A 23,715-nucleotide genomic window follows, 5' to 3' on the forward strand; every position below is an offset into this window, starting at 1 on the left:
GTCCCAGCCACTGACGCGGTTAGCTGCTGGATGACCTCGTGAGCATCCCGCCCGGCTGCCACGTTCGACGCCGGTAACTCGACCGCTCCAGCTCGGTGAGGAGGTCTAGGGCGTCGGCATCGCCTCGGTAGGCAGAGCCTAGGAGCATCGCGGGCGTGACCGTTCCCGGCGTCCGCGATGACCGGGTGGTCATGTGGCTCTTGGTGATGTAGTCCACAACGGTAGAGAGTTGACCCATAGGCACGACTTGCACACGCTGCCCCTTGGCGCTCGCCGCGATGCCCCGGAGGTCGGCGGAACGGAGCCATCGCGCTTGAATTTCCCGGGCAAGCTTTACGGCATCCGTACGGCTCAGCTTGTTTCTAAAAACTAGGAGCGTATGCGCGTGAGGGTGCCATCCGCTCGGTGTGCGCTCAATCTCTATAGAGCGCACGTAGCCGTCCACCCGGCTGCTGAGCCATGAGCCGGAGACCATGTAGGCGTTGAGCTTGTCGAGGTCGCTCCACAGCTCGCCTAGAGGCCGTTCCGGCGTACTGGCGATGGTGGCCGTCCATAAGAGCGCGTAGACGGGTTTAGAGGCTGCGAGAGCCGCCATTAGCTCGCGGCGGTGACGGCGTTGTCGCTTGGGGCTGCATCGTGCGCACAGCGCACCATTACAGCGATGGCGTTTCACGCCGCATAGCCGGATGCTCTTTAGGCTTGAATAACTCTCTTGAAAACGCTTGAGGGAGTACTTACTGGGATACTCGGAATCTGGAGTTAAGCCGTCTGTTGATGAATGGACAGTGGCGGGGCGGTCGAAAGGAACACGGCGAGCGCCGTCGCCGGCGGATAGACTGAGCACGAGAAACCTCTAGAAACGCTGCCCCGTCATTTGGTCGTGAAGGGCGGCGTTTCTTATTTCATGGGGCAAGGGGGAACCTGAAAGATTCCGCGCTTCTTGCCCACTCCCGGCGGGTCCCATGACAGTGCCGGTTCAGGTGCTCGCAGCCTCGCGCTCGTGCTGTGCTCAAGAAGAGTCTACGAGATGGCCGCGCTCGCCGCTGCTCGAAAACAGACGTGTTATCCGGTCGCTTCGCTGCGAGCCTTCACAAGCGCCCTTAGGCGCGCGGGGTCGCTGTGCTGGTAGCGCTGCGCGGCCCGAATATCCTTGTGGCCACCAAAGGCCATCACGTCCGCCATGGTGCCCCCTGCTTGCATGAGATGAGTGAGGCTGCTGTGCCTCAGATCGTGGATGCGGGCGTCCGGGTATCCGGCCTCAACCCGTGTTCTCATCCAGTCGCGGTAAACCTCGTTCTTGCTTAGGCGTTTTCCGCGCTCGTTCAGGAAGAACGGCATCGTATTGGAGAAGACGGGATGCCTTTTCACGTAGGCCTCTGCTGCTGCCAGCTCTTCGCCGTCCAGCCAAACGAGGCGGGTCTGCCCATTCTTGGTGCCCGGGACTATTGCTGACCCGTTGTCTTTGGTGAGTTGGAGCTGCTGCTCCACAAGAATCTCGCCAGTCTCCAGATTGACGTGGCGGCGGTCGAGTCCCAGCGCCTCCGAGATCCTGAGGCCTCCGCCATAGACCACCATGAGAAAGGCGCGCATGTCGTCGCTGGAGGCGTCCCAGAGTGCCCTCACAGCCTCCTTGTCGAAATACGGGCGGGGCTTTGACAAGTCGGTGCCCACATTCCGGACACGGCAAGGAGTGTCTCTAAGCTCGCCGTCGTCGACGGCCATTCTCATGAGATTGCTGAGAGTGCGATAAGTGTTCTTTCGCCCGGGTGTCGCGGGCATGCTCGCCCACCATGCAGCAATTTCAGAGGGCCGGATGTCGCGGAGTCTGCGACTTCCCCACTTCGGGATGATGTGAATTCTCAGGTGGGCTTCGTAGTTCTCCAAACTCCGAGGCTTCACCTCACCACTTCGAGCGGCCAGATAGGTGGGCGCGTACTCAGCCAGAGTGATGGTGCCCTTGGTCTTGTCATCGAATGTTCCTGCGTCGAGCTTGCCTAACTCGGCCACCTGCGCCGCCTGTGCTGCCTTCTTCGTCGGGAACACTCCGACGGAGCGATCCTTTCCATCTACCGTGATACGGGCTTGCCAGCCGCTTTTGAGCTTTCTGGGTTCTCTCATTTTCGCTACCTCCACTCACTGATACGAGGAAGGAGGCCGATTTAACAATGGGCACGGGTGGGCACAAATCGCTGACCTCCAGCGAAGACGCCTTTATTTGTCGAGGGGGAGCCACCAAGCCACTGAATCCGACAGAATGGACTGAGCAGGTCTCCGCCATTGTGCGGGCCTGAGGGCGTTTCCGCGCGACGAGTGGTCAAGGAGATTCAGGTGGCAGAACGGCACATTCTGGTCGTCTCCCACACCGGGCGCCCCGAGACTCTCGACGCCGCTGCCACCGTGTGCCGCGCCCTCGTCGACGGTGGGGTCGTGCCGGTCGTTCCGGCGGAGGATGTCGCGCTCGTTCGCGAGCACCTGCCGGGCATCCGGGTCGAGACCCTCGACGAGGTTCAGCTCGACGGCCTCGAGTTGGTCATCGTGCTCGGTGGCGATGGCACGATCCTGCGCGCCGCCGAACTCGCCCGGCGATCGTCGGCGCCGCTCCTCGGTATCAACCTCGGCCACGTGGGCTTCCTCGCCGAGGCCGAGAGGGAGAGCCTCGAGGAGAGCGTGCGCAGGGCCCTCGATCGCGACTACCAGATCGAGGAACGCATGACGCTCGCCGTGCGCGTCAAGGTCGACACCCAGGTGGTCTACGAGACCTGGGCGCTCAACGAGGCGACGGTCGAGAAGGCCAGCCGGGAGCGGATGCTCGAGGTCGTCATCGAGGTGGACGGTCGCCCGCTTTCGAGTTTCGGATGCGACGGGGTCGTGATGTCGACGCCCACCGGCTCCACCGCCTATTCGTTCTCTGCCGGCGGCCCGATTGTTTGGCCGAGCCTCGACGCCATGCTGCTCGTGCCGTTGAGCGCCCATGCGCTCTTCGCGCGCCCGCTCGTGGTGGGGCCGGAGTCGGTCTTCGCGGTCGAGGTGCTCGACCGCACGCAGGGGACCGGCGTGCTGTGGTGCGACGGACGACGCACCTGGGACCTCCCCCGCGGCGCACGGGTGATCGTGCGAAGGTCGGGAACGCCGGTGCGCGTGGCACGTCTGCATCAGGGTCCGTTCACCGACCGGCTGGTGAAGAAGTTCAACCTTCCGGTGACCGGATGGCGCGGCCCGGCTGACGGGGAGGGCCGGGCCTCGTGATCGAGGAGCTCTCCATCCGGGATCTCGGGGTCATCGGTGAGGCGCGCCTTCCGCTCGGCCCGGGTTTCACTGCTCTCACCGGCGAGACCGGCGCGGGCAAGACGATGATCGTCACCGCTCTCGGCCTGCTGCTGGGGGAGCGCGCCGACAGCCAGGTGCTGCGCAAGGGCAGTGCGGCGGCGGTCGTCGAGGGGCACTGGCTCATCGACAGTCGTGGCGGTGTCGCTGCGCGGGTGACGGATGCCGGTGGCGACCTCGATCCGGCGGGCGAGGGCCGCGCCGCGCTCCTGTTGAGCCGCTCCGTCTCGCAGGAGGGCCGCAGCCGTGCGGTCGTCGGCGGACGGACGACCCCTGTCGGGGTGCTCACCGAGCTGGGCCGCGAGCTCGTCGTCGTGCACGGGCAGGCCGACCAGGTGCGCCTGCGTTCGGCGACCGCCCAGCGGGATGCTCTCGACCGCTTCGCGGGATCCGAGCTCTCCGGCGTGCTCGATGAGTATCAGGAGACCTATCGTCGCTGGCAGACGGGCCAGGGTGAGCTCGACGTGCTCGTCGCCGAACGCGACCGGCGCGCACGGGAGGCCGAGGATCTGAGGATCGCGATCGAGGAGATCGAGGCGGTCGCCCCGCGCCGTGGCGAGGATGTCGAACTCGCTGAGCGCGCCGAGCGCCTCGGCAACCTCGAGGAACTGCGTCTTGCGGCGGCGGGCGCTCATGAGTTGATCTCCGCGCAGCAGACCGACGACGGTTCCGACGCCCTCGGGCTCCTCGACAATGCCAGGCGGCAGCTGGAACGGGTCTCCGGTCACGACGCTGCGCTCGTGCCGATCGCCGAGGCCATCGCGAACGCATCCTTCGCCGTGTCGGATGTCTCCGCCCAGCTCTCGAGTTACCTCGGCGGGCTCGACGCCGACGGGGCGCACGAGCTCGAGGCCATCCAGGAGCGCCGGGCAGAGCTCACGGCGCTCATCCGCAAGCACGGGCAGAGTCTCGATGAGACGATCGACTTCCTGGATGTCGGCAGCAGCCGGCTGCTGGAGCTCGACAACGACTCCGATCGCATCGAGCGGCTGCGCGGGGAGGTCGCGGGAGACCGCGGGGCGCTCATGGCTCTCGCCGAGCGGCTTTCCGGCATCCGTTCGGCGGCGGCGGCGACGCTCTCCGAGCAGGTGACGGCCGAGCTCACGGCTCTCGCGATGGCCGACGCGGCGGTGACTGTCGAGGTCGTCAGCGGTGGCGATTATTCGCTCGCCGGCCGCGACCAGGTGTCGATCCTGTTGCAGCCGCACAAGGGTGCCGAGCCGCGTCCGCTGGGCCGGGGTGCTTCCGGCGGGGAGCTCTCGCGGGTCATGCTCGCGATCGAGGTTGTCATTGCGGGGAGCGACCCGGTGCCGACCTTCATCTTCGACGAGGTGGATGCCGGGGTCGGCGGCGCTTCGGCGATCGAGATCGGCAAGCGGCTCGCCCGACTGGCGCGGTCAGCCCAGGTGATCGTCGTGACCCACCTGCCGCAGGTCGCTGCTTTCGCGACGAACCATCTGCGTGTGGTGAAGAGCACGGAGGGCGAGATCACCGCGAGCAGTGTGCAGCAGCTGCAGGGCGAGGAGCGCGCCGAGGAGCTGGCGAGGATGCTCTCCGGCCTCGCCGACTCGGAAAGCGGCCTCGCGCACGCGCGCGAACTGCTGGAGACGGCGCAGGCGCTCGCCTGACAATCGTTGGTTGAGGCTCTCGAAGGGTAGCCGCCGAAGGTCGCCTATCGAGACCAGGGTTGGTGGTCGAGAACTGCTCTGGTCCCGCCCGCGGGTACTGGACGACGAGGATATGGACGTCCGGTCTCGGAAGCGCCAACAACTGACGTGGCACGTTCGGGATTGCAATCGGCGGGCACAGCCTATAGTTCGTAAGATCGGAGGCCCGTGGAGAGGAGTGCGGTGTCAAAGATCACGTTGAAAGTACTGGCTGGAGGCCTCGCGGTGGTGCTCGCTGTCGGTTTGAGTGGATGCACGGTTCCGGCAAAGACGGCGGCAAAGTTGGTTAACGGGAAGTTTGTCTTCGTCTCATGTGAGGACTTCACGTACGACTCAATCTCGATGGGCTCCATCGATTTCGATAACTGGAAGGACGGCTACGTGCAAGGGTGGAGTGCGTCTGGAATAGGCTCGGTTGCGCCGGGGGACCGAATCACTTACGGGGTGGCCCCAGACGGGTTCTTAACCGCGAGCGGCCCATTGACATTGCCACTTCAACATCACCGTATTGACGTGTATCTGGAGTATCAACCAACAAATGGCCCATCCGAGCGAATTAGCGGTCATTTTGACTCTCGGAAACTCAGCACAGATCACTGGCTACGCGGTGACGGAGGTACGAACGACAAGCCATGTGATTGACTCGCCTCAACAGCTCGAGCCCCCACAGCTTGGGTTGGATTTCTCTAGGACGGCATGGATATGGCTCGGGATGTGGGAGAACTGGTGCTCTGATAAACAAAAGAGAAAGCCGGATCAACCTGCCCTGGTCAGACCAAGGCTGGTAGCCGGACCATGTTCGCCGTGGTCAATATCCTGAGATTCACACGGTGCAGGCGCGGCCCCAGGCGCTCTAACCGGATTCGGTGTCGGTTGTATCCTTGGCGCAAGCGCGAACTTGATGGATCAACTCCGTATGCCATTGCTTGCACGCACAGTGGATCTTGTGGGCGTTGGATCGACAACATCGGACCTACGGCTGATATATATGCGCTAACGATTCGTCCCGACGCACCCCTACGTGAAGGCGGGGTTGTATGCGGTCTCAATGGTGTTCGGCGCGCTTGGTTCAGCAGCGGGGATAACCTCTCTGACCCTCGAGTGTCTTGCATTTAGCTTTGATGGAATGTGCCAAGGGAAGATCTACCCTGCCGCGGTTGGGCTAACGTTTATATTTATTGCTCCCGGCCCTCTCCCTTCGGTGATTTTTGCACTCCAAACAGGCGTGCCATGGCTATTCGCTCAAAGGAAGCAGCAGATCTGATGGCACAACGGGATCGAATGAGAAAATCTGGCCCTCGCCTTTTATGGGGGTTAGCGATACTTGGCCTCGCCCTTGGGAGTGTTCAGGTTGTCGGGAACTTGGTCCGGTCGGCAGCTGAAGAAGATTGGGTACGATTTGATCGACTACTGAGCTGGCTATGGATCACGATCGGTGTGGTCATCGGGCTGACCGTTCTGGTGCTCTTGGCGATGAACTTGGTGATGGTGCCGTTTTGGCGGTTACGAGCGACCTTGAGACAGCGCTTTCCCGATCGACTGGTTCACCTCAGCTACGAATCGACCCAATCATCGGGCGGTGCTTGTGACATCCCACCAGATGCGATCGGCCAGTTCTCCGTGGTGCTCACGGCGACGTCCACGGGTCTGCAATTGTGGCGCGGCCGCGATCCATACGTCGTGCTCGACATTCCAGCAGAACATATCCACGGCGTTGATTTCGTGTGCACCCGTTGGCGTCGCCCCATGATGCGCGTCACCCTCACCGAGCCCGCAGCGACCCTGCTCTTTCTTGTGGCCGATGAAGTGGCACTCGGTATCGGTGGGTCATCCCCGACGAAAGTCGAGCAAATCGTCGAAGAAATCGCCACAGCCCTCGACAAATCGAATCCGAAGGTGGGTCTGTAAGGATCTTTGTGCATGAATCGCAATGGGTTTTTGGAGCGCCTGACTCCTCGGCCTGTCGCACCCGGCGGGACACGCCATCCGCCTGATAAGCTGTAACCCCGTGGTGGTCAAACATTCTGCGGAGACAACAAAGCACATTTTCGTCACCGGGGGTGTTGTCTCGAGCCTGGGTAAAGGGCTCACGGCCGCCAGCCTCGGCAACCTGCTGACAGCACGCGGCCTGCGCGTCGTCATGCAGAAGCTCGATCCATATCTGAACGTGGATCCGGGCACCATGAACCCGTTCCAGCACGGCGAGGTCTTCGTGACCGACGACGGCGCCGAGACCGACCTCGACATCGGCCACTACGAGCGCTTCCTCGACATCAACCTGAGTCAGGCGGCCAACGTCACGACCGGCCAGATCTACTCCCACGTCATCGCCAAAGAGCGCCGAGGCGAATACCTCGGCGACACCGTGCAGGTCATCCCGCACATCACCGACGAGATCAAGCGCCGGATGCGGCTGCAGTCCCGCAACGAGCCCCGCCCCGACGTCATCATCACCGAGATCGGCGGCACCGTCGGCGACATCGAGTCCCAGCCGTTCCTCGAGGCTGCCCGCCAGGTGCGCCACGAGATCGGGCGCGCCAACTGCTTCTTCGTGCACGTCTCCCTCGTCCCGTACCTGAACGCCGCGGGGGAGCAGAAGACCAAACCCACCCAGCACTCCGTCGCCGCCCTGCGCTCGATCGGCATCCAGCCGGATGCCATCGTGCTGCGCAGCGACCGCCCGGTCCCCGAGTCGATGAACCGCAAAATCGCCCTCATGTGCGACGTGGACCCCGAAGCCGTCATCAACTGCCCCGACGCGCCGAGCATCTACGACATCCCGACGACCCTGCACGACCAGGGCCTCGACGCCTACATCATCGAGCACTTCGGACTCGCGGCCGGCGAAGTCGACTGGTCCGGCTGGTCCGAACTGCTCCAGGCCGTCCACGAGCCGAAGTTCGAGGTCACGATCGGGCTCGTCGGCAAGTACATCGACCTGCCCGACGCCTACCTCTCGGTCACCGAGGCGCTGCGAGCCGGCGGGTTCTCCCAGCAGACCAAGGTCAACATCCGCTGGATCGCCTCCGACGACTGCGAGACCCCCGAGGGCGCTGCGAAGCACCTCTCCGATCTCGACGGCATCTGCGTGCCCGGCGGATTCGGCGTTCGCGGGATCGAAGGCAAGCTCGGCGCCCTGCGGTTCGCGCGCGAGAACGGCATCCCCGCGCTCGGCCTGTGCCTCGGCCTGCAGTGCATGGTCATCGAGTACGCGCGCCACGTCGTCGGGCTCGACGGTGCGTCGTCCTCAGAGTTCGACCCCGACACCGTCTACCCGGTCATCGCGACGATGGCCGAGCAGGTCGACATCATCGCCGACGGCGACCTCGGTGGCACCATGCGCCTCGGCCTCTACCCGGCCGACCTCGCCGACGGCTCCATCGTGCGCGAGCTCTACGGAGAGGCGAGAGTCTCCGAACGCCACCGCCACCGCTACGAGGTCAACAACTCCTACCGCCAGCAGCTCGCGGATGCCGGACTCGTCTTCTCCGGGATGTCGCCCGACCGCAACCTCGTCGAGTACATCGAGCTGCCGCGCGACGTGCACCCGTACTATGTGGCGACGCAGGCGCATCCGGAGCTTCGGTCGCGCCCGAACCGTGCGCATCCGCTGTTCCGGGGGCTCGTGAGCGCGGCGCTCGACCGGCAGAAGGCGAGCCGCCTGTTCGAGGTGGCCGAGGCGGAACCGGCCGGTGTCTGAGCTTCCAGCGTCTGGGCTTTCCGTGTCCGGGCCTCCCGTGGCCAGGCTCGAAGACGAGAGGTACCGCGCGCCGGTCTCGGAATCCGAGACCGTGTTCGACGGGAAGGTCTGGGACGTTCGACGCGACCGGTTCGAGCTGGATGGCTCGACGATCGTCCGCGAATACCAGGAGCATCCCGGCGCCGTCGCGGTTCTCGCCGAGGACGACGAGGGGCGCATCCTGCTCATCAAGCAGTACCGGCATCCGATCGGCCACCGCGACTGGGAACTGCCGGCCGGACTTCTCGACATCGACGGCGAGGCGCCGGATGCGGCAGCCAGGCGTGAGCTCGCCGAGGAGGCCGACCTGCAGGCGAGCGAATGGTCGCCGCTGTGCGACTTCTTCAGTTCGCCGGGCGGAAGCTCAGAGCGGATCACGGTGTACCGGGCGCGCGGGCTGACCCCGACGGCGCAGCCCTTCGACCGCACCGCGGAGGAGGCCGGGATCGAGTTGCGCTGGGTTCCCCGCGCCGAAGTGGTCGACGCGATTCTCGACGGCCGCCTGCGCAACGCCATCCTCGTGATCGCGGTGCTCAACGTTCATTCACGCGCCTCCCAGGCCCGCGCCGACCGAGCCACCGTCGACCGGGCTGGTACCGCCCATGCCCGCACCTGAGCCCACCCTCGAGACCGCGCTCGCGCGCTACCTGCGCCATGTCACGATCGAGCGAGGCCTCTCGCCTAACACGGTCGAGGCCTACCAGCGAGACCTCGAGGTCTACCTCGTCGTGCTCGCCGCGAGGGGCGTGACGACGCCGGCAGCGATCGGATCCGCCGACGTCACCGCATTCGTGCACGAGCTTCGCGACCGGCCGGAGCCGCTCTCGGCCACCTCGACCGCGCGGATGCTCTCCTCGGTGCGCGGCTTCCACCGCTTCCTTCTCGAGGAGGGGCTCGTCGAGCGCAACGTCGCAGCGGATGCGCGTCCGCCCAAGCTCGCGAGCCGGCTCCCCAAGGCGATCACCGTCGACCAGATGGCGGCGATCCTCGCGACGACCGACGGCGACGACGAGAGATCCCTGCGCGACAAGGCGCTCCTCGAACTGCTCTACGCGACGGGCGCGCGCGTCTCCGAGGTCGTCGACCTGAACGTCGACGACGTCATCCGCTCGTCAGCGGAGAGCGGGGAAGGCGAGGCGGGGGAGCACGGCACGGCCGACGTCATCCGGTTGTTCGGCAAGGGCGGCAAGCAGCGCATCGTCCCGCTCGGCAGCTATGCCCGCGCCGCCATCGACGCCTACCTCGTGCGGGCGCGACCGCTGCTCTCCGCGCGCGGCAAGGCGACGCCGGCACTCTTTCTCGGTGTGCGGGGTGCTCGGATGTCGCGACAGAACGTCTGGCTCGTGATCAAGGCGAGGGCCGAGCAGTCGAAGCTCGGGCTCGCGGTGTCGCCGCACACCTTCCGCCACTCCTTCGCCACCCATCTGCTCGAGGGCGGGGCGGATGTGCGGGTCGTCCAGGAACTGCTCGGCCACTCCTCGGTGTCGACCACGCAGATCTACACGCTCGTGACGGCGGACACCCTGCGGGACATGTACACCACGGCGCATCCCAGAGCTCGCTGAAGTCCTCAGGGTGTCCCTCTCAGGGGGCGCCGGAGTTGCCCAGTAGACTCTCACCGTGACCAAGAAACGGGATGACACGGCCGCGGAACTCGCGGGTCTCGAGTCCCCGGTCCTCGGTCCTACCGGTCGTCCGTTGAGGGAGTTCAAGGTACCGCCGAAGCTCAAGGGTCACGGCCCGGCCCGTATCATCGCCCTCTGCAACCAGAAGGGCGGCGTCGGCAAGACGACGACCACGATCAATCTGGGTGCGGCCCTGGCCGAGTACGGCCGCCGCGTGCTGTGCGTCGACTTCGACCCGCAGGGTGCGCTCTCCGCAGGGCTCGCCGTGCCGACCCATGACGTGCCCAACATCTACGATCTGCTCGTCGGCACCGTCAAGGAGCCCGCCGACGCGATCCAGCACACCGCAACGACGAACCTCGACGTCATCCCGGCGAACATCGACCTCTCCGCCGCTGAGGTGCACCTCGTCAACGAGGTCGCCCGCGAGCAGATCCTCGCTCGCGTTCTGCGCAAGGTCGCCAACGACTACGACGTGATCCTGATCGACTGCCAGCCCTCGCTCGGCATCCTCACCGTCAATGCCCTCACCGCGAGCCATGGTGTGCTCATCCCGCTCGAGTGCGAGTACTTCGCCCTGCGCGGCGTCGCGCTGCTCGTCGAGACGATCGACAAGGTGCGTGACCGCCTGAACCCGGCGCTCGAACTCGACGGCATCCTCGCGACGATGTACGACTCACGAACGCTCCACTCCCGCGAGGTGCTCGAGCGCGTGGTCGAGACCTTCGGCGACAAGGTCTTCGAGACCGTCATCGCACGCACGGTCAAGTTCCCGGATGCGAGCGTCGCCGCCGCACCCATCACCGAGTTCGCCCCCGACCACCAGGCGGCCGCGAGTTACCGTCAGCTCGCGAGGGAGTTGATCACGCGTGGCGCCGTTGCCTAGCGCCACGGCACCCGAAGTTGAGGATCGCGGTGAGGCGGAACCGGGCGGCTTCGCGGTCAACCTCGGCAACTTCAACGGGCCGTTCGACCTGCTGCTGAGCCTCATCGCCAAGCACGAGCTCGATGTGACCGAGATCGCGCTGAGCGCGGTGACCGACGAGTTCATCTCCTACCTGCGGGGGCTCTCCGGGCCCGACGAACTCGACCAGGCGAGCGAGTTCCTCGTCGTGGCCGCGACCCTGCTCGACCTCAAGGTGGCCGGACTGCTGCCGCAGGGCGAACTCGTGGATGCCGAATCCGTCGCCCTGCTCGAGGCGCGCGACCTGCTCTTCGCCCGACTGCTGCAATATCGTGCGTTCAAGGAGGTCTCGGCCTGGTTCAGCAACGGCTTCGAGGCGGAGTCGGTGCGGCATGCGCGCCAGGTGCGGCTCGAGGAGAAGTACCGCGCCCGCACGCCCGAGCTCGTCTGGACACTCACCGCCGCCGACTTCGCCGCCCTCGCCGCACTGGCCATGGCGCCGCGGGAGCTGCCGACCGTCGGACTGGAGCACCTGCACGCACCGCTCGTGAGCATCCGGGAACAGGCCGCGATCGTGGTCTCCGCACTGCGGCGCGCGGGGCCGGTGACGTTCCGCGAACTCATCGTCGGCGCCGATCGCAAGGGGGTCGTGATCGCGCGGTTCCTCGCGATCCTCGAACTGTACCGGGCGGATGCCGTCGCCTTCGAACAGGTCGAACCACTCGGTGAACTGAGCATCCGGTGGACCGCCGAGCATTGGTCGGATGCCAGTCTCGCCACCCTGGGCGCCGACTACGGCGGGGCCGAGAACACAGACGCCCGAACCGGGGGAGCCGACGATGGAAACTGATCTCGAACGCCGCCTCGAGGCGATCTTCATGGTGGCCGACGAGCCATTGAGCGTCGTGAGTCTGGCCACCGCGCTCGGGGCGCCCGTGCCGGCGGTGCGCCAATCGATCGAGCGACTCGTCGCCGACTACGACGGTGCGGGGCCGGATGGCGCGGGTACACGACGCGGCTTCGAGCTGCGCGAGGTCGGGGGAGGCTGGCGCGTCTATGTACGCGGCGAGTTCGACGATGTCGTGCGTGACTTCGTGCTCACCCAGAACCCGACGAAGCTCTCCCAAGCCGCCCTCGAGACCCTCGCCGTCATCGCCTACAAGCAACCCGTCAGTCGTGGCCAGATCGCCTCGATCCGGGCCGTCAACGTCGACTCGGTCGTGCGCACGCTCGTCGGGCGGGGACTCGTGACCGAGGCGTACACCGACGGCGAGACCGGGGCCATCCATTACGAGACGACCGATGTGCTGCTCAGCCAGTTGGGCATCAACTCGCTCGATGAGCTCCCGCACATCTCCCCGCTGCTCGACGACGGGTCGGACGGTTTCGATGGCATCGCCTGACGAGGGTGCGCCGGGTCATGACAGCGCGGGCGAGGGCATCCGCCTTCAGAAGCTCATGGCGGCCGCCGGGGTCGCCTCGCGCCGGGTATCCGAGGACCTCATCTCAGCGGGTCGGGTCACGGTGAACGGCGACATCGTGACAGAGCTCGGGCGTCGGGTTCACGAGACCGACAGAATCGCCGTCGACGGCACCGCCATCCAGCTCGACACCACGCGTCGCTACCTCATGCTCAACAAACCGGTCGGCATCGTGAGCTCGCTCTCCGACGAGCGCGGCCGTCCAGACCTTTCACGATTCGTCTCGCGGTACGAGGAGCGACTGTTCAACGTCGGGCGGCTCGACGCGCAGACCTCCGGACTGCTCATCCTCACGAATGACGGAGAGCTCGCGCACGTGCTCGCGCATCCGTCGTTCGGGGTCATGAAGACCTACATCGCGAAGACGAAGGGGCACATCACGCCGCAGACGGTCGCGAAGCTGCGCGCGGGTGTCGAGCTCGAGGATGGCCCGATCGCAGCCGACAAGGCGCGCATCGTCGGGCAGGCCGGTGCGCAGGAGACCATCATCGAGATCACGCTGCACTCGGGGAGGAACCGGATTGTGCGGCGGATGCTCGAGGCGGTCGGGCATCCGGTCATCGACCTCGTGCGGCGACAGTTCGGGCCGCTGCACCTCGGAACGCTCGCACCGGGGGAACTGCGCGACCTGACTAAGGTGGAACTCGGCCAGCTGCTCACGATCGCGCGGGACGCGGCCGATCCTTCCGGGACCGACACGGGAAAGGGCACGGATCGTGAACGGTAGCCGCGTCGTCGGCCAGGTGCGCATCGTCGGCGCCGGGCTGCTCGGTGCGAGCATCGGGCTGGCACTGCGGTCGAAGGGCGTCGACACGATCGTGCACGACGCATCGCCGGGGGCGCTCAGCCTCGCCATCGACTACGGGGCGGGACGCGCATCCGCCGACACCGACAATCCTGCCCTCATCGTCGTGGCGGTGCCTCCGGACCAGACGGCGGCGGTCGTCGCACAGGAGCTCGCCGCCTACCCGGACGCGATCGTCACGGATGTCGCGAGCGTCAAAGCCCTTCCGCTCGCCGAGTTGCGCGCGCTGGGTGCCGACACCTCGCGGTATGTGGGGTCGCATCCGCTCGCCGGGCGGGAGCGGGGAGGGGCGATTTCGGCGAGGGCCGACCTGTTCGTCGGACGGCCGTGGGTCATCGCGACAGGAAACGGTGAGACCACCGCGATGGTCGGGGTGATCGAGGACCTCGTGCTCGACCTCGACGCGGTGCCCGTGCTCATGACGGCGGAGGAGCACGATCGCAGCGTTGCGCTCGTCTCGCACGTTCCGCAGGTCGTGGCCACCTTGCTTGCCAAGCAACTCACCGGCGGAAGTGAGCGCGCGCTCTCGCTCACCGGGCAGGGCCTGCGCGACACCACGCGCATCGCCGCGAGCGACCCGCAGTTGTGGATCCAGATCCTGGCCGCCAACAGCGCGACCGTCGTGGACATCCTGCGCGCCTTCCGCGCCGACCTCGACGGGGTCATCGCAACGCTCGAGGAGCCGGGCGCACCGGGGGCAAAGCGCGCGATCGCCGAGACCCTCGCGGCGGGCAACGCCGGGGTGGCCCGCCTGCCGGGAAAGCACGGCCAGGATCGTCGTTTCAGCCAGCTCGTCGTCATGGTCGACGACAAGCCGGGCGAGCTCGCGCGCCTGCTCGCCGAGATCGGCGACGCCGGCATCAACCTCGAGGACCTGCGCCTCGAGCACTCGCCGGGCACGCTCGTCGGCCTCGCCGAGATCTCCGTGCTGCCCGAGGTCGAGCCGAAGCTCGTGGCGGAGCTCGAAACCCGCGGATGGCGGGTCGCGGAGGCGTGGCGATGAGCGGTGCCCGCCCGGCCGCCCTACGCCCGTCCATCCGGCGTTTCGCCGTCGCGGTCGACGGCCCGGCCGGGAGTGGAAAGTCGAGCGTGAGCCGGGCCGCGGCGCGTGAACTCGGATTCGACTACCAGGACACCGGGGCGGCCTACCGCGCACTCGCCTGGCTGGCGGCGCAGCGCGGTGTCGACGTGGACCTCGAAGATGCGGTGATCGGGCTTCTCGACGACTTCGACTACGAGATCGGGCTCGACCCCGACGACTACTTCGTGCGGGTCGGTCGGGACACGGTGACGGAGGCGATCCGAGACCCCGCCGTCTCGGCCATCGTCAGTCGGGTCGCCCGCATCCCTCGTGTGCGCGAACACCTCACGGATATCTTTCGGGGCCGCATCGCGCAAGGGGATCGACCGGGCATCATCACCGAGGGTCGCGACATCACGACGATCGTGGCACCGGATGCGCCCGTGCGGGTGCTGCTCACGGCATCCGAGGCGGCGCGCCAGGCTCGTCGTGCGGCCGAGCTCGGCGGGGACACGAGCGGGTCGGTAGGACAACAGTTGAGTGCCCGTGACGCGCAGGACCTGCGGGTGGTCGACTTCATGAACGCGGCCGAGGGAGTCACGACTCTCGACTCGACCGATCTCGACTTCGAGCAGACGGTCGCGGCCCTGGTGGCGCTCATCCGCGGTGTGCCACCCGCTGGTTGAGCAGCGCGCAGCGCGTATCGAAACGAGGCCGGTCGAACCATCTCGCTCGACCCGACCCGTAGGATTGACGGGTGCCAGATGACGACGAATTCCCCGAGCTGAACCCGGAGCTCGCCGACCGCCTGGCCGCTCTCGACGAGGAGACCGCTGCCCAGCGGGCGAGCACACTGCGCGCCGGCCTCGACGACTATGAGCTCGACGACGAGGACCTCGGCATCCTCGACGCGGCGACCGACGACTCGGACGCCATCACCTACCTCCCGGCGCTCCCCGTACTCGCGATCGTGGGCCGGCCGAACGTCGGCAAGTCTGCACTCGTCAACCGCATCCTGGGCCGTCGCGAGGCCGTCGTACAGGACACCCCGGGGGTCACCCGCGACCGGGTCAACTACAAGGCGGAGTGGAACGAGCGCCGCTTCACGATCGTCGACACGGGTGGCTGGGAGCCCGACGCCAAGGGCATCAATGCCTCGGTCGCCGCTCAGGCCGAGATCGCGATCGACCTGGCCGACGCGGTGCTCTTCGTCGTCGACGCCATGGTCGGCCCGACCTCGACCGACGAGCACGTCGTACGGATGCTGCGCTCGACGAAGAAGCCCGTCATCCTCGTCGCCAACAAGGTCGACGACGCGAGGCAGGAGCCCGAGGCGGCGAGCCTCTGGAGCCTCGGCCTCGGCCAGCCGTGGGCGGTGTCGGCGGTGCACGGCAGGGGAGTGGCCGACCTGCTCGACCATGTGCTCACTGTGCTGCCGGAGGTCTCTGCTGTCGCTAAGGACCAGGTCGGCGGCCCGCGCCGGGTCGCGCTCCTCGGGCGTCCGAACGTCGGCAAGTCCTCCTTGCTCAACCGATCGGCGGGGGAGGAACGCGTCGTCGTCAACGAGCTCGCCGGCACGACGCGGGATCCGGTCGACGAGCAGATCGAGCTCGGGGGGAAGGTGTGGACCTTCGTCGACACCGCGGGCATCCGCCGCCGCATGCACCTCGCCCAGGGGGCCGACTTCTACGCCTCCCTGCGCACGAGCGCCGCGCTCGAAAAGGCCGAGGTGGCCGTCGTGCTCATCGACGTGACGGAGCCGATCAGCGAACAGGATGTGCGCATCATCGAGCTGGTGCTGGAGAGCGGTCGCGCGCTCGTTCTCGCGTTCAACAAGTGGGACCTGCTCGACGACGAGCGGCGTCGGTACCTGGAGCGTGAGATCGAGCAGGATCTCGGGCATGTGTCGTGGGCGCCCCGCGTGAACATCTCGGCGAAGACCGGGCGGCATCTGGAGAAGCTCGTTCCGGCGCTCGAGCTCGCACTCCAGTCGTGGGACACGCGCATCCCGACCGGCAAGTTCAACGCGCTGCTGGCCGAGCTCACGGCGGAGCACCCGCACCCGGTGCGCGGAGGCAAGCAGCCGCGCATCCTGTTCGGCACGCAGGCTTCGAGCCGGCCGCCGACGTTCGTGCTCTTCACGACCGGGTTCCTGGACCCGCAGTACCGCCGCTTCATCACCCGGCGCTTGCGCGAGCTCTACGGTTTCGAGGGCAGCCCTATCAATGTGAATATGCGCGTTCGGGAAAGACGCAAGCGGTAGCTTGCGAGCGAAGGCCATTTCTGGCCTTCGCCCCGAACGCGCCGGTGGCCGTCTCGGCCGCCGGGCGGGAAAGACGCAAGCGGTAGCTTGCGAGCGAAGGCGATCACTCGTGGGGTTGGGTGGCTTTCTCGCACCGCCAGCCGTCGGGCATCGCGCCACCGTCGAGGAACTCGTGAAGCCGTGCCGCCGCATCGGGATCGAGCACCGCATCCGCCTGCGGGTAAATGATCGGCTCCTCTTTCGAGTTGTGGCTGTCGAGCCTGGCGAGCAGTTCCCGGCAGGCATTCTGCACGGTCGCCGCCTCGTCTCCGGATGCCAGCAGCGCGTCGAGCGCATCCATCGCGTCCCACAGTTCCCCATGCTCGCGGAGCATGACGAAGATCGGCATGGTCATGCCGGCTTCCTTGAGCGGCGGGAAGAGGAATTCCTCCTCGAGGTAGATGTGGCGGCGGAGGCCCTTCATGGCACGCAGAAGCGGGCCGGGGTCGGTTTCGCCTTGTGTGAGCCCTCCCGTGTACTCCTCGATGCCGCCGTCGATGTCCCGGTGCTCGCGTTCGAGCGCCTGCGCGAGCGATCCCGCCGTCATAGCCTTCCTCACTTTCAGTCCTGGTCCTATCATGCTCCTCTGCCGGGCGCGGGGGAGCGCGTCATGTGCGACGGCCTGACGCGATAGGCTATCCGAGGTAATTGCCACGGGCTGTGGCGCAGCTTGGTAGCGCACGTGACTGGGGGTCACGGGGTCGCAGGTTCAAATCCTGTCAGCCCGACCGAAAACCTCGGCGAGGGGCAACTTTCGCCGGGGTTTTGTTGCGCCCGGGACGAGTTTTCGGTGGTCTCCCTCCGGCCCCTTCGACGCGGGCTGGAAAGACACCATCGATCTCCGCCCCGCCGAAGAAGTGGCGATCGCGATCCGCTTCGACGGCTATGCCGGAAAATACGTCTTCCATTGCCACAACCTCGAGCACGAGGACATGGCCATGATGGCCAACTTCACCACACGATGACGGGGTTCTACTTGAGCTGACCCCGTATCTCCCCACCCGGGAAGGTCGGGGTGTGGACGTTCACGTAGTAGGCGCTCGGGTCTGCTGCAACCGCTTCGAGCAACCCGACATCGGCGGTCGTGCAGGTTTGCACCGTCCAGTCGGTTCCCGCGCCGACCATGAGCGGGATCACGATCGGCGCGGCGACATTACGCGGTCCGAAGTGGATGTGCGCTGCCACGGCTGGCACAGAGAGGTCGCGGGCCGTGAGGGTGTAGCAGAGCTGGTCGCCGTCGATGGTGTAGCTGAAGAAACCGCTGGCGCCGGTGTTCGAGCCGGTCGTCTCCTGCTCGGTGTTCAGAGGTATCGCCGGCGTGCCACCCTTCACTGCGTTGGCGGCGGTGACGTCGACGGCGGTGAGTGCCAGGGCGGCTATCAGGACGCTGATGGCCCGGATGCTGAGGCGATGTGAGGCGTTCATGTTGGTCCTCCAATGATGAGAGTCCCCCCAACTGGTGGGCACGCTACGCCGCCAGGGAGCGGTGTACAAGATCAGGCGTCAGGTACACACGCAACACCCAGCAGACGAACGAAGGAAGTGGAGGTGAATCTGCCTTGCCTTGATCGTCCCGGGTCGATAGCGACCCGGAGCGATGCTGCGTTACCGTGTTGGATGTCGCGGTGACTCACGCGCGCGCCCGCGCGACGATGATGCCGCGGGCCGACCTGGGGAAGCGTTCGAGCATCGCCCGAACCTCCGCCGCGTCGACATCCGCACCGAACAGCTCGGTGTGGGGTTCCATGCGGACTCCCTCGGCGAGTGGGCCCGCGACGACGGGGTCGAAGCCGAGCGCGTCGACGATGTCGCCCACCTCTTCGACATCGGCCGGGTCATCGCCGGCGATCGCCAGCGCCTTGCGGCCGGGCTCCCCGGACGGTCGCGCCTCATCCTCGAGGTCGTGGTAGCCCATGTGATTGAACGCCTTCACGACACGGGACTCCGGGAGGAACGCCTGGACGAGTTCGCTCGTCGAGGTGCGCGGGTCGGTGAGGTCTTCGCGAATACCGTCCACCTCCCACCAGTAGTTCATGGCGTCGACGACGATCTTGCCGCGCAGGTCGGCGACCGGAATGTCCGGATGCTTGCCGAGGGGGAGGGCGAGGATCACGATGTCGGCCTGCCGTGCGGTCTCGGCCGCCGTGGTGGCGATCGCGCCATGGCTGAGGACATCGATGATGAGCGCGATCTTCGCAGGGTCTCCCGATCCGGCGATGAACACTCGGTACCCGGCGGCGATGGCGAGGCGGGCCAGCACGGTGCCGACCTTCCCCGCACCGAGGATTCCGATCGTGGGTCTGCTGGCCTCGGTACTCATCCCTTCCATTGTGCAGCGCCCGCAGCCCCTTTGCGTCATCGAGCCTTCCCGGGCGCCGGGACCCTCGGCGAAGAATTCACAGGCTCTGTCGATTTCGCTGCCGCCCATTCGACGCGATAGTAGAGGGATGCCATCCGGCGCCCGAGATATGAGATCGATCAAGGGAGTATCCAATGAAGTTCATGCTCATCATGCGAGCGACCGAGGAGTCTGTCGAGGCTTACCGCAACGCCGACTTCGAGGACATCATCAACAAGATGGGCGCCTACAACGAGTCGCTCATCAACGCCGGCGTCATGGTGGGCGGTGACGGCCTTGCCGACGACCTGAGCACCGCGTTCGTCGTCGATTTCTCGACCGAACCGCCGACCGTCACGGACGGCCCGTACGGCGAGATCCACGAGCTGTTCAACGGTTTCTGGATTCTCGAGGTGTCCACCCGCGAGGAGGCCATCGAGTGGGCGCGCCGCTGCCCGATGGGCCCCGGCAGCAAGCTCGAGGTGCGCCGCGTGACCGACGAGAGCGACTTCGCCGACTTCGCCGACAACGAATACATCCAGAAGGAAAAGGTGTGGCGCGAGGAAGCCGAGAGCAAGTAGCGCCGACGCGGATCGGGCGGGAGCGGACATGATGCGCAGCACGCGCGGGGTTCCGCTCCCGCCCGCCGCGCCACCAGCCGCGGACATCCGCCGTTCGATCGACGCCGTCTGGCGGATCGAGAGCGCGCGCATCGTCGCGACGCTCGCCAAGGTCGTCGGCGACTTCGACCTGGCCGAGGATCTCGCTCAGGAGGCGCTGGCGGATGCGCTCGTCCAGTGGCCGAAGACGGGCATCCCGGTCAACGCGGGAGCCTGGCTCACCGCAGTCGCCAAGAACAAGGCGATCGACGGATGGCGGCGACGCGAACGGCTGGACGATCGCTACCGCGCGATCGCGCACGACCTCGCAGAGTCGACCGATGACGAGTGGCAGCCGATCCCGGACGACGTGCTGAGGCTCGTCTTCGCCGCCTGCCACCCGGTGCTCTCGCGGGAAGCCCAGGTCGCCCTCACTCTGCGCGTCGTCGGCGGGCTCACGACGGAGGAGATCGCCCGGATGTTCCTCGTCCCCGTCGCGACCATCCAGCAGCGCATCGTGCGCGCCAAGAAGAGCCTGTCGGCCGCGCATGTGCCATTCGAGGTTCCCGACCCCGGCGAGTGGCCCGAGCGACTGGGCGCGGTGCTCGGCGTCGTCTATCTCGTGTTCACGGAAGGGTACGCGGCGACGAGCGGCGACCGGTGGATGCGCACCGAACTCGCCCAGGAGGCGCTGCGCCTCGGCCGCGTGCTCCGGGGGCTCCTCCCACGCGAACCGGAGGTGCACGCACTCCTGGCCCTCATGGAGTTCCAGGCATCCCGGTTCGCTGCGCGCGAAAAGCCCGACGGTACGCCCATCCTGCTCGCCGACCAGGATCGTTCCCGCTGGGATCGCGCCCGGATCCTTCGCGGCAGGGCTGGGCTGGCCACGGCGGATGCGCTCGGCAGAGGGCGGTCGAGCTATGCGCTACAGGCGGCGATCGCCGAGTGCCACGCAGTGGCGCCGAGCGTCGAGAAGACCGACTGGAGGCAGATCGTGCTCCTCCACGAGATCCTCGGACGGATCGCGCCGAGCCCCGTCGTCGAGCTCAACCGTGCCGTCGCCGTGTCGATGGCGACCGGACCGGCCAACGGGCTCCAGATCGTCGACCGGCTCGCGGCGAGTGGTGCCCTGCAGGGAAGCCACCTGTTGCCGAGCGTGCGCGGCGAACTGCTTGCGAGGCTCGGCCGGCTCGAGGAGGCCCGCTCCGAACTGGTCACCGCGGCAAGGCTCGCCGGCAACGACCGGGAGCGCAATGTTCTGCTCGCGAAGATCGATCTGCTGTGAGCAGAATCGCGCATTCGCGACATCCGATTCTGTTTAGGGTGGGGCATGGCCGACATCGTGAGAATCCATCCCGAGCGCAAGCGGAGTATGCCCGAGCACCGCATTCCGGAGCCGCGCCTGCCGGAGCCACTCTGGCGTGACGTGCTCGGGAGGCGGCTGCGAACGCTTCGGGAGCGCCGAGCCCAGACTCTCACCGAGACGGCACGCCGGGCGGGAATCTCGCCGCAGTACCTCTCCGAGATCGAGCGAGGCCTCAAGGAGCCGTCCAGCGAGATGATCGCGGCCGTTGCCGGCGCACTGGGAGCGACGCTCATCGATCTGACCGTGCAGGTCACCGACGACCTGCGTCGACGCGAAGCCGGCGCGTCGAGCGGGGTCAAGCTGGCGCTTGCCGCCTGAACAACCCGACTCAGCCGGCAGGCTTCAGTACCGCGGCCGGTGGGTGCCCGAGGATCTCGTCGACGAGCCCGTATTCGAGAGCTCCCCTGGCGGTGAAGACGCGATCCCGATCGGTGTCGGTGCGCAGGGTCTGCACCGATCGGCCGGTGTGGGCGGAGAGGATCTCTTCGATCTCCGCCCGGATGCGCACCACCTCATCCGCCTGCAGGATCAGATCGGGGATCGTCCCCTGACCGCTGGCTGCAGGCTGGTGCAGCACGACCCTGGTGTGCGGCAGGACTGCACGGTGGCCTGGAGCCCCCGCCGCGAGCAGCACCGCTCCGGCCGCGATCGCCTGGCCGACGCAGGTGGTTGCAACGGGCGACTGAACGTACTGCATCGTGTCGTAGATCGCGAGCATCGACGTCATGTCGCCTCCCTCGCAGTTGATGTAGAGGTTGATCTCCTGCCCGGGGGCGTCGGCGTCGAGGTGCAGCAGTTGGGCGATGAGGGCGTTCGCGACACCCGGGTCGATGGCGGTGCCGAGGTAGACGATGCGCTCCGTGAGTAGGTGCGAGTAGACGTCCATGATCCGTTCACCGCGCGGATGCTGTGCGATCACGTTCGGAATCGTGTAGCTGCTCATGACTCCACCCCCTATCCGATGCGGTGACGCTTCGCCGGCATCACCTGGTCGAAGGAGTCGACCACGTGGTCGATGAAGCCGTACTCCTTCGCCTCCTCGGCCGTGTACCAACGGTCGTGGGTGGAGTCGTCGAAGATGCGCTCGACCGGCTGGCCGGTATCTTCTGCGATGATGCCGAGGACGGTGTCGCGCATGTGGCGCAGATCGTTGGCCTGCACCTCCACTTCGACGGCGGAGCCCCCGATCCCGGCGGATCCCTGATGCATCAGGATGCGGGAATGAGGCAGCGCGAAACGCCTGCCCCTGGTTCCCCCCGAGAGCAGGAACTGGCCGGCGCTGCAGGCGAGCCCGAGCGCGAGGGTCGTCACCGGACAGGGCACGAGCCGCATCGTGTCGCGAATCGCGAGCATCGAGGGAACCGATCCGCCGGGGGAGTTGACCCACAGGGCGATGTCGGCGGCCGGATCTTCGGCCGCGAGTGTCAGCAGCTGGGCGATAAGCAGGGTTCCGTTGTCGTCGTCGAGCACTCCATCCAGAACGAGGATGCGCTGGTGCAGGAGTTGCTGCCGTGTCCGGTCATCGAAGGAGGGTGTCTTGTCATCATGTGCCATGTCTCGACACTGCGGCATGTCGCATCCGAGGAGTGGATTCCACCGCCCTGAGCGGAACCGCCCACAGCAGAGACTGGCGCTTGACAGACGTATCGAGAGCGAATAACGTACAACCAAATGGTTGTAGAACAAGCGAGCGATACCGAGATCGACCGCATCTTCCAGGCACTGGCGGATGCGACGCGGCGCGACATCGTGCGCCGCGTGCTCCAGGGCGAGCAATCGGTGTCGGCCCTCGCGAGCGGCTACGCCATGAGTTTCGCCGCCGTGCAGAAGCATGTCGCCGTGCTCGAGCGTGCGGCGCTCGTCGCGAAGGAAAGGCGGGGGAGGGAGCAGCTCGTGCGCGGTAACCCGGACGGACTCCACCGGGCGCAGGTGATTCTCGACAGGTTCGAGGAGCTATGGCGCCACCGCACAGCAAGTATCGCTAGCATCCTCGCCGAGGATTGAAACGCCTGGCATTGAGAACACCCGTTACCGACAACGAGGGAGAAATCATGACCGAGATCACCGTGGACAAGGACTTCGAGGCCCTGACCATGACGTTCGTCGCCGAGTTCGATGCGCCCGTGGAACGCGTCTGGCAGGTCTGGGAGGACCCGCGCCAGCTCGAGCGCTGGTGGGGACCGCCCGGATGGCCGGCCACCTTCACCCGCCACGACTTCACGGTCGGAGGTCAGTCGCGCTACTACATGACCGGCCCGGACGGCGAGAAAGCTCCCGGCTGGTGGGAGATCACCGCCATCGAGGCACCTCACCGGCTCGTATTCGACGACGGGTTCGCCGACGACGACGGCGAACCGCGGCGTGAGGACATGGTCACGACGATGACCGTCACGCTCGAGGACATCGACGGACGCACCCGGATGACGAACACCGGCCAGTTCAGCGACCCCGCCGAGTTCGAGAAGATGCTCGCCATGGGCATGGAGGACGGCATGCGGCAGGCCGTCGGCCAGATCGACGCGATCCTGGCCGGCTGAGGCCTCG

The 23,715-nt window shown here is 66.5% G+C and carries 26 protein-coding genes and 1 tRNA gene; 20 read left to right on the forward strand and 7 right to left on the reverse strand.

Features of this window, described 5'->3' with window-relative positions:
* Positions 1 to 19: 19 nt before the first annotated feature.
* Entirely contained in the window at positions 20 to 844 is an 825-nt protein-coding gene (locus ABD678_RS13810; protein ID WP_425561961.1) for a protein rep, read from the reverse strand.
* A gap of 218 nt (positions 845 to 1,062) precedes the next feature.
* Entirely contained in the window at positions 1,063 to 2,133 is a 1,071-nt protein-coding gene (locus ABD678_RS09670) for a tyrosine-type recombinase/integrase (RefSeq protein WP_344756099.1), read from the reverse strand.
* A gap of 195 nt (positions 2,134 to 2,328) precedes the next feature.
* On the opposite strand from ABD678_RS09670, the gene ABD678_RS09675 reads away from it, so the two are divergent.
* The 13 genes from ABD678_RS09675 to der all read left to right on the forward strand — a co-directional run bounded on the left by ABD678_RS09675 (position 2,329) and on the right by der (position 16,829).
* Entirely contained in the window at positions 2,329 to 3,246 is a 918-nt protein-coding gene (locus ABD678_RS09675; protein ID WP_425561962.1) for an NAD kinase, read from the forward strand.
* On the forward strand, positions 3,243 to 4,952 hold the full coding sequence (recN, locus tag ABD678_RS09680; RefSeq protein WP_344756101.1) for a DNA repair protein RecN: 1,710 nt from the start codon (positions 3,243 to 3,245) through the stop codon (positions 4,950 to 4,952). The genes ABD678_RS09675 and recN overlap by 4 nt, the downstream gene beginning before the upstream one ends.
* A 1,269-nt stretch (positions 4,953 to 6,221) precedes the next feature.
* The gene (locus ABD678_RS09685; RefSeq protein ID WP_344756103.1) at positions 6,222 to 6,899 is read left to right on the forward strand and encodes a hypothetical protein; all 678 of its coding nucleotides are present in this window, start codon (positions 6,222 to 6,224) and stop codon (positions 6,897 to 6,899) included.
* 100 nt (positions 6,900 to 6,999) lie between these two features.
* Positions 7,000 to 8,691 (forward strand): CTP synthase, encoded by a 1,692-nt coding sequence (locus ABD678_RS09690; RefSeq protein WP_344756105.1) that lies wholly within the window; start codon positions 7,000 to 7,002, stop codon positions 8,689 to 8,691.
* 22 nt (positions 8,692 to 8,713) lie between these two features.
* Positions 8,714 to 9,346 carry an NUDIX hydrolase gene (locus ABD678_RS09695; protein ID WP_344756107.1) on the forward strand — a complete coding sequence of 211 codons (633 nt, stop codon included), beginning with the start codon at positions 8,714 to 8,716 and terminating at the stop codon, positions 9,344 to 9,346.
* A complete protein-coding gene (xerD, locus tag ABD678_RS09700) occupies positions 9,333 to 10,295 on the forward strand; it encodes a site-specific tyrosine recombinase XerD (protein ID WP_344756109.1) in 963 nt (320 codons plus the stop codon). The genes ABD678_RS09695 and xerD overlap by 14 nt, the downstream gene beginning before the upstream one ends.
* A 55-nt stretch (positions 10,296 to 10,350) precedes the next feature.
* Positions 10,351 to 11,241, forward strand: coding sequence for a ParA family protein (locus ABD678_RS09705; protein WP_344756111.1), 891 nt, complete (start codon positions 10,351 to 10,353; stop codon positions 11,239 to 11,241).
* Positions 11,234 to 12,109, forward strand: coding sequence for a segregation and condensation protein A (locus tag ABD678_RS09710; RefSeq protein ID WP_344757152.1), 876 nt, complete (start codon positions 11,234 to 11,236; stop codon positions 12,107 to 12,109). Before ABD678_RS09705 ends, ABD678_RS09710 begins: the two co-directional genes overlap by 8 nt.
* Positions 12,099 to 12,662: an SMC-Scp complex subunit ScpB gene (gene scpB / locus ABD678_RS09715; RefSeq protein WP_344756114.1), complete on the forward strand. Its 564-nt coding sequence runs from the start codon at positions 12,099 to 12,101 to the stop codon at positions 12,660 to 12,662. The genes ABD678_RS09710 and scpB overlap by 11 nt, the downstream gene beginning before the upstream one ends.
* Positions 12,649 to 13,467, forward strand: a complete 819-nt coding sequence (locus ABD678_RS09720) for a pseudouridine synthase (RefSeq protein ID WP_344756116.1) — start codon at positions 12,649 to 12,651, stop codon at positions 13,465 to 13,467. Before scpB ends, ABD678_RS09720 begins: the two co-directional genes overlap by 14 nt.
* Positions 13,457 to 14,548, forward strand: a complete 1,092-nt coding sequence (locus tag ABD678_RS09725; protein WP_344756118.1) for a prephenate dehydrogenase — start codon at positions 13,457 to 13,459, stop codon at positions 14,546 to 14,548. Before ABD678_RS09720 ends, ABD678_RS09725 begins: the two co-directional genes overlap by 11 nt.
* Complete coding sequence (gene cmk / locus ABD678_RS09730; protein ID WP_344756120.1) at positions 14,545 to 15,252, forward strand: (d)CMP kinase; 708 nt, start codon at positions 14,545 to 14,547, stop codon at positions 15,250 to 15,252. Before ABD678_RS09725 ends, cmk begins: the two co-directional genes overlap by 4 nt.
* A 71-nt stretch (positions 15,253 to 15,323) precedes the next feature.
* Positions 15,324 to 16,829 carry a ribosome biogenesis GTPase Der gene (gene der / locus ABD678_RS09735; protein WP_344756122.1) on the forward strand — a complete coding sequence of 502 codons (1,506 nt, stop codon included), beginning with the start codon at positions 15,324 to 15,326 and terminating at the stop codon, positions 16,827 to 16,829.
* Between the two features lie 103 nt (positions 16,830 to 16,932).
* On the opposite strand, the gene ABD678_RS09740 is transcribed toward der, so the two are convergent.
* Positions 16,933 to 17,415: a hemerythrin domain-containing protein gene (locus tag ABD678_RS09740; protein WP_344756124.1), complete on the reverse strand. Its 483-nt coding sequence runs from the start codon at positions 17,413 to 17,415 to the stop codon at positions 16,933 to 16,935.
* 107 nt (positions 17,416 to 17,522) lie between these two features.
* On the opposite strand from ABD678_RS09740, the gene ABD678_RS09745 reads away from it, so the two are divergent.
* Positions 17,523 to 17,596: transfer RNA gene (locus ABD678_RS09745), tRNA-Pro, on the forward strand.
* Positions 17,585 to 17,833: a multicopper oxidase domain-containing protein gene (locus ABD678_RS13815; protein WP_425561981.1), complete on the forward strand. Its 249-nt coding sequence runs from the start codon at positions 17,585 to 17,587 to the stop codon at positions 17,831 to 17,833. The genes ABD678_RS09745 and ABD678_RS13815 overlap by 12 nt, the downstream gene beginning before the upstream one ends.
* 7 nt (positions 17,834 to 17,840) lie before the next feature.
* On the opposite strand, the gene ABD678_RS09750 is transcribed toward ABD678_RS13815, so the two are convergent.
* Positions 17,841 to 18,293: a CHRD domain-containing protein gene (locus ABD678_RS09750; RefSeq protein ID WP_344756126.1), complete on the reverse strand. Its 453-nt coding sequence runs from the start codon at positions 18,291 to 18,293 to the stop codon at positions 17,841 to 17,843.
* A 205-nt stretch (positions 18,294 to 18,498) separates the two neighbouring features.
* Positions 18,499 to 19,188: an NADPH-dependent F420 reductase gene (locus ABD678_RS09755; protein ID WP_344756128.1), complete on the reverse strand. Its 690-nt coding sequence runs from the start codon at positions 19,186 to 19,188 to the stop codon at positions 18,499 to 18,501.
* Positions 19,189 to 19,361: 173 nt separating this feature from the next.
* On the opposite strand from ABD678_RS09755, the gene ABD678_RS09760 reads away from it, so the two are divergent.
* From ABD678_RS09760 to ABD678_RS09770, 3 genes are read left to right on the forward strand one after another with little or no spacing between them, the layout of a single operon-like run.
* Positions 19,362 to 19,787 (forward strand): YciI family protein, encoded by a 426-nt coding sequence (locus ABD678_RS09760; RefSeq protein ID WP_344756130.1) that lies wholly within the window; start codon positions 19,362 to 19,364, stop codon positions 19,785 to 19,787.
* Positions 19,788 to 19,818: 31 nt separating this feature from the next.
* Positions 19,819 to 21,090, forward strand: a complete 1,272-nt coding sequence (locus ABD678_RS09765) for an RNA polymerase sigma factor (RefSeq protein ID WP_344757154.1) — start codon at positions 19,819 to 19,821, stop codon at positions 21,088 to 21,090.
* Between the two features lie 45 nt (positions 21,091 to 21,135).
* The gene (locus ABD678_RS09770) at positions 21,136 to 21,489 is read left to right on the forward strand and encodes a helix-turn-helix domain-containing protein (protein ID WP_425561963.1); all 354 of its coding nucleotides are present in this window, start codon (positions 21,136 to 21,138) and stop codon (positions 21,487 to 21,489) included.
* 10 nt (positions 21,490 to 21,499) lie between these two features.
* Here ABD678_RS09770 and ABD678_RS09775 read toward each other — a convergent pair whose 3' ends face one another.
* Positions 21,500 to 22,114 carry a ClpP family protease gene (locus ABD678_RS09775; RefSeq protein ID WP_344756132.1) on the reverse strand — a complete coding sequence of 205 codons (615 nt, stop codon included), beginning with the start codon at positions 22,112 to 22,114 and terminating at the stop codon, positions 21,500 to 21,502.
* Between the two features lie 11 nt (positions 22,115 to 22,125).
* Complete coding sequence (locus ABD678_RS09780) at positions 22,126 to 22,725, reverse strand: ClpP family protease (RefSeq protein ID WP_344756134.1); 600 nt, start codon at positions 22,723 to 22,725, stop codon at positions 22,126 to 22,128.
* Between the two features lie 117 nt (positions 22,726 to 22,842).
* Here ABD678_RS09780 and ABD678_RS09785 point away from each other — a divergent pair, with 117 nt between their 5' ends.
* Together ABD678_RS09785 and ABD678_RS09790 are read left to right on the forward strand one after the other, a co-directional pair.
* Positions 22,843 to 23,175 (forward strand): ArsR/SmtB family transcription factor, encoded by a 333-nt coding sequence (locus ABD678_RS09785; protein ID WP_344756136.1) that lies wholly within the window; start codon positions 22,843 to 22,845, stop codon positions 23,173 to 23,175.
* Between the two features lie 47 nt (positions 23,176 to 23,222).
* Positions 23,223 to 23,708 (forward strand): SRPBCC family protein, encoded by a 486-nt coding sequence (locus ABD678_RS09790; RefSeq protein ID WP_344756138.1) that lies wholly within the window; start codon positions 23,223 to 23,225, stop codon positions 23,706 to 23,708.
* Positions 23,709 to 23,715 lie beyond the last annotated feature (7 nt).

The organism is Leifsonella bigeumensis (assembly GCF_039537265.1).
Taxonomy (GTDB): domain Bacteria; phylum Actinomycetota; class Actinomycetes; order Actinomycetales; family Microbacteriaceae; genus Terrimesophilobacter; species Terrimesophilobacter bigeumensis.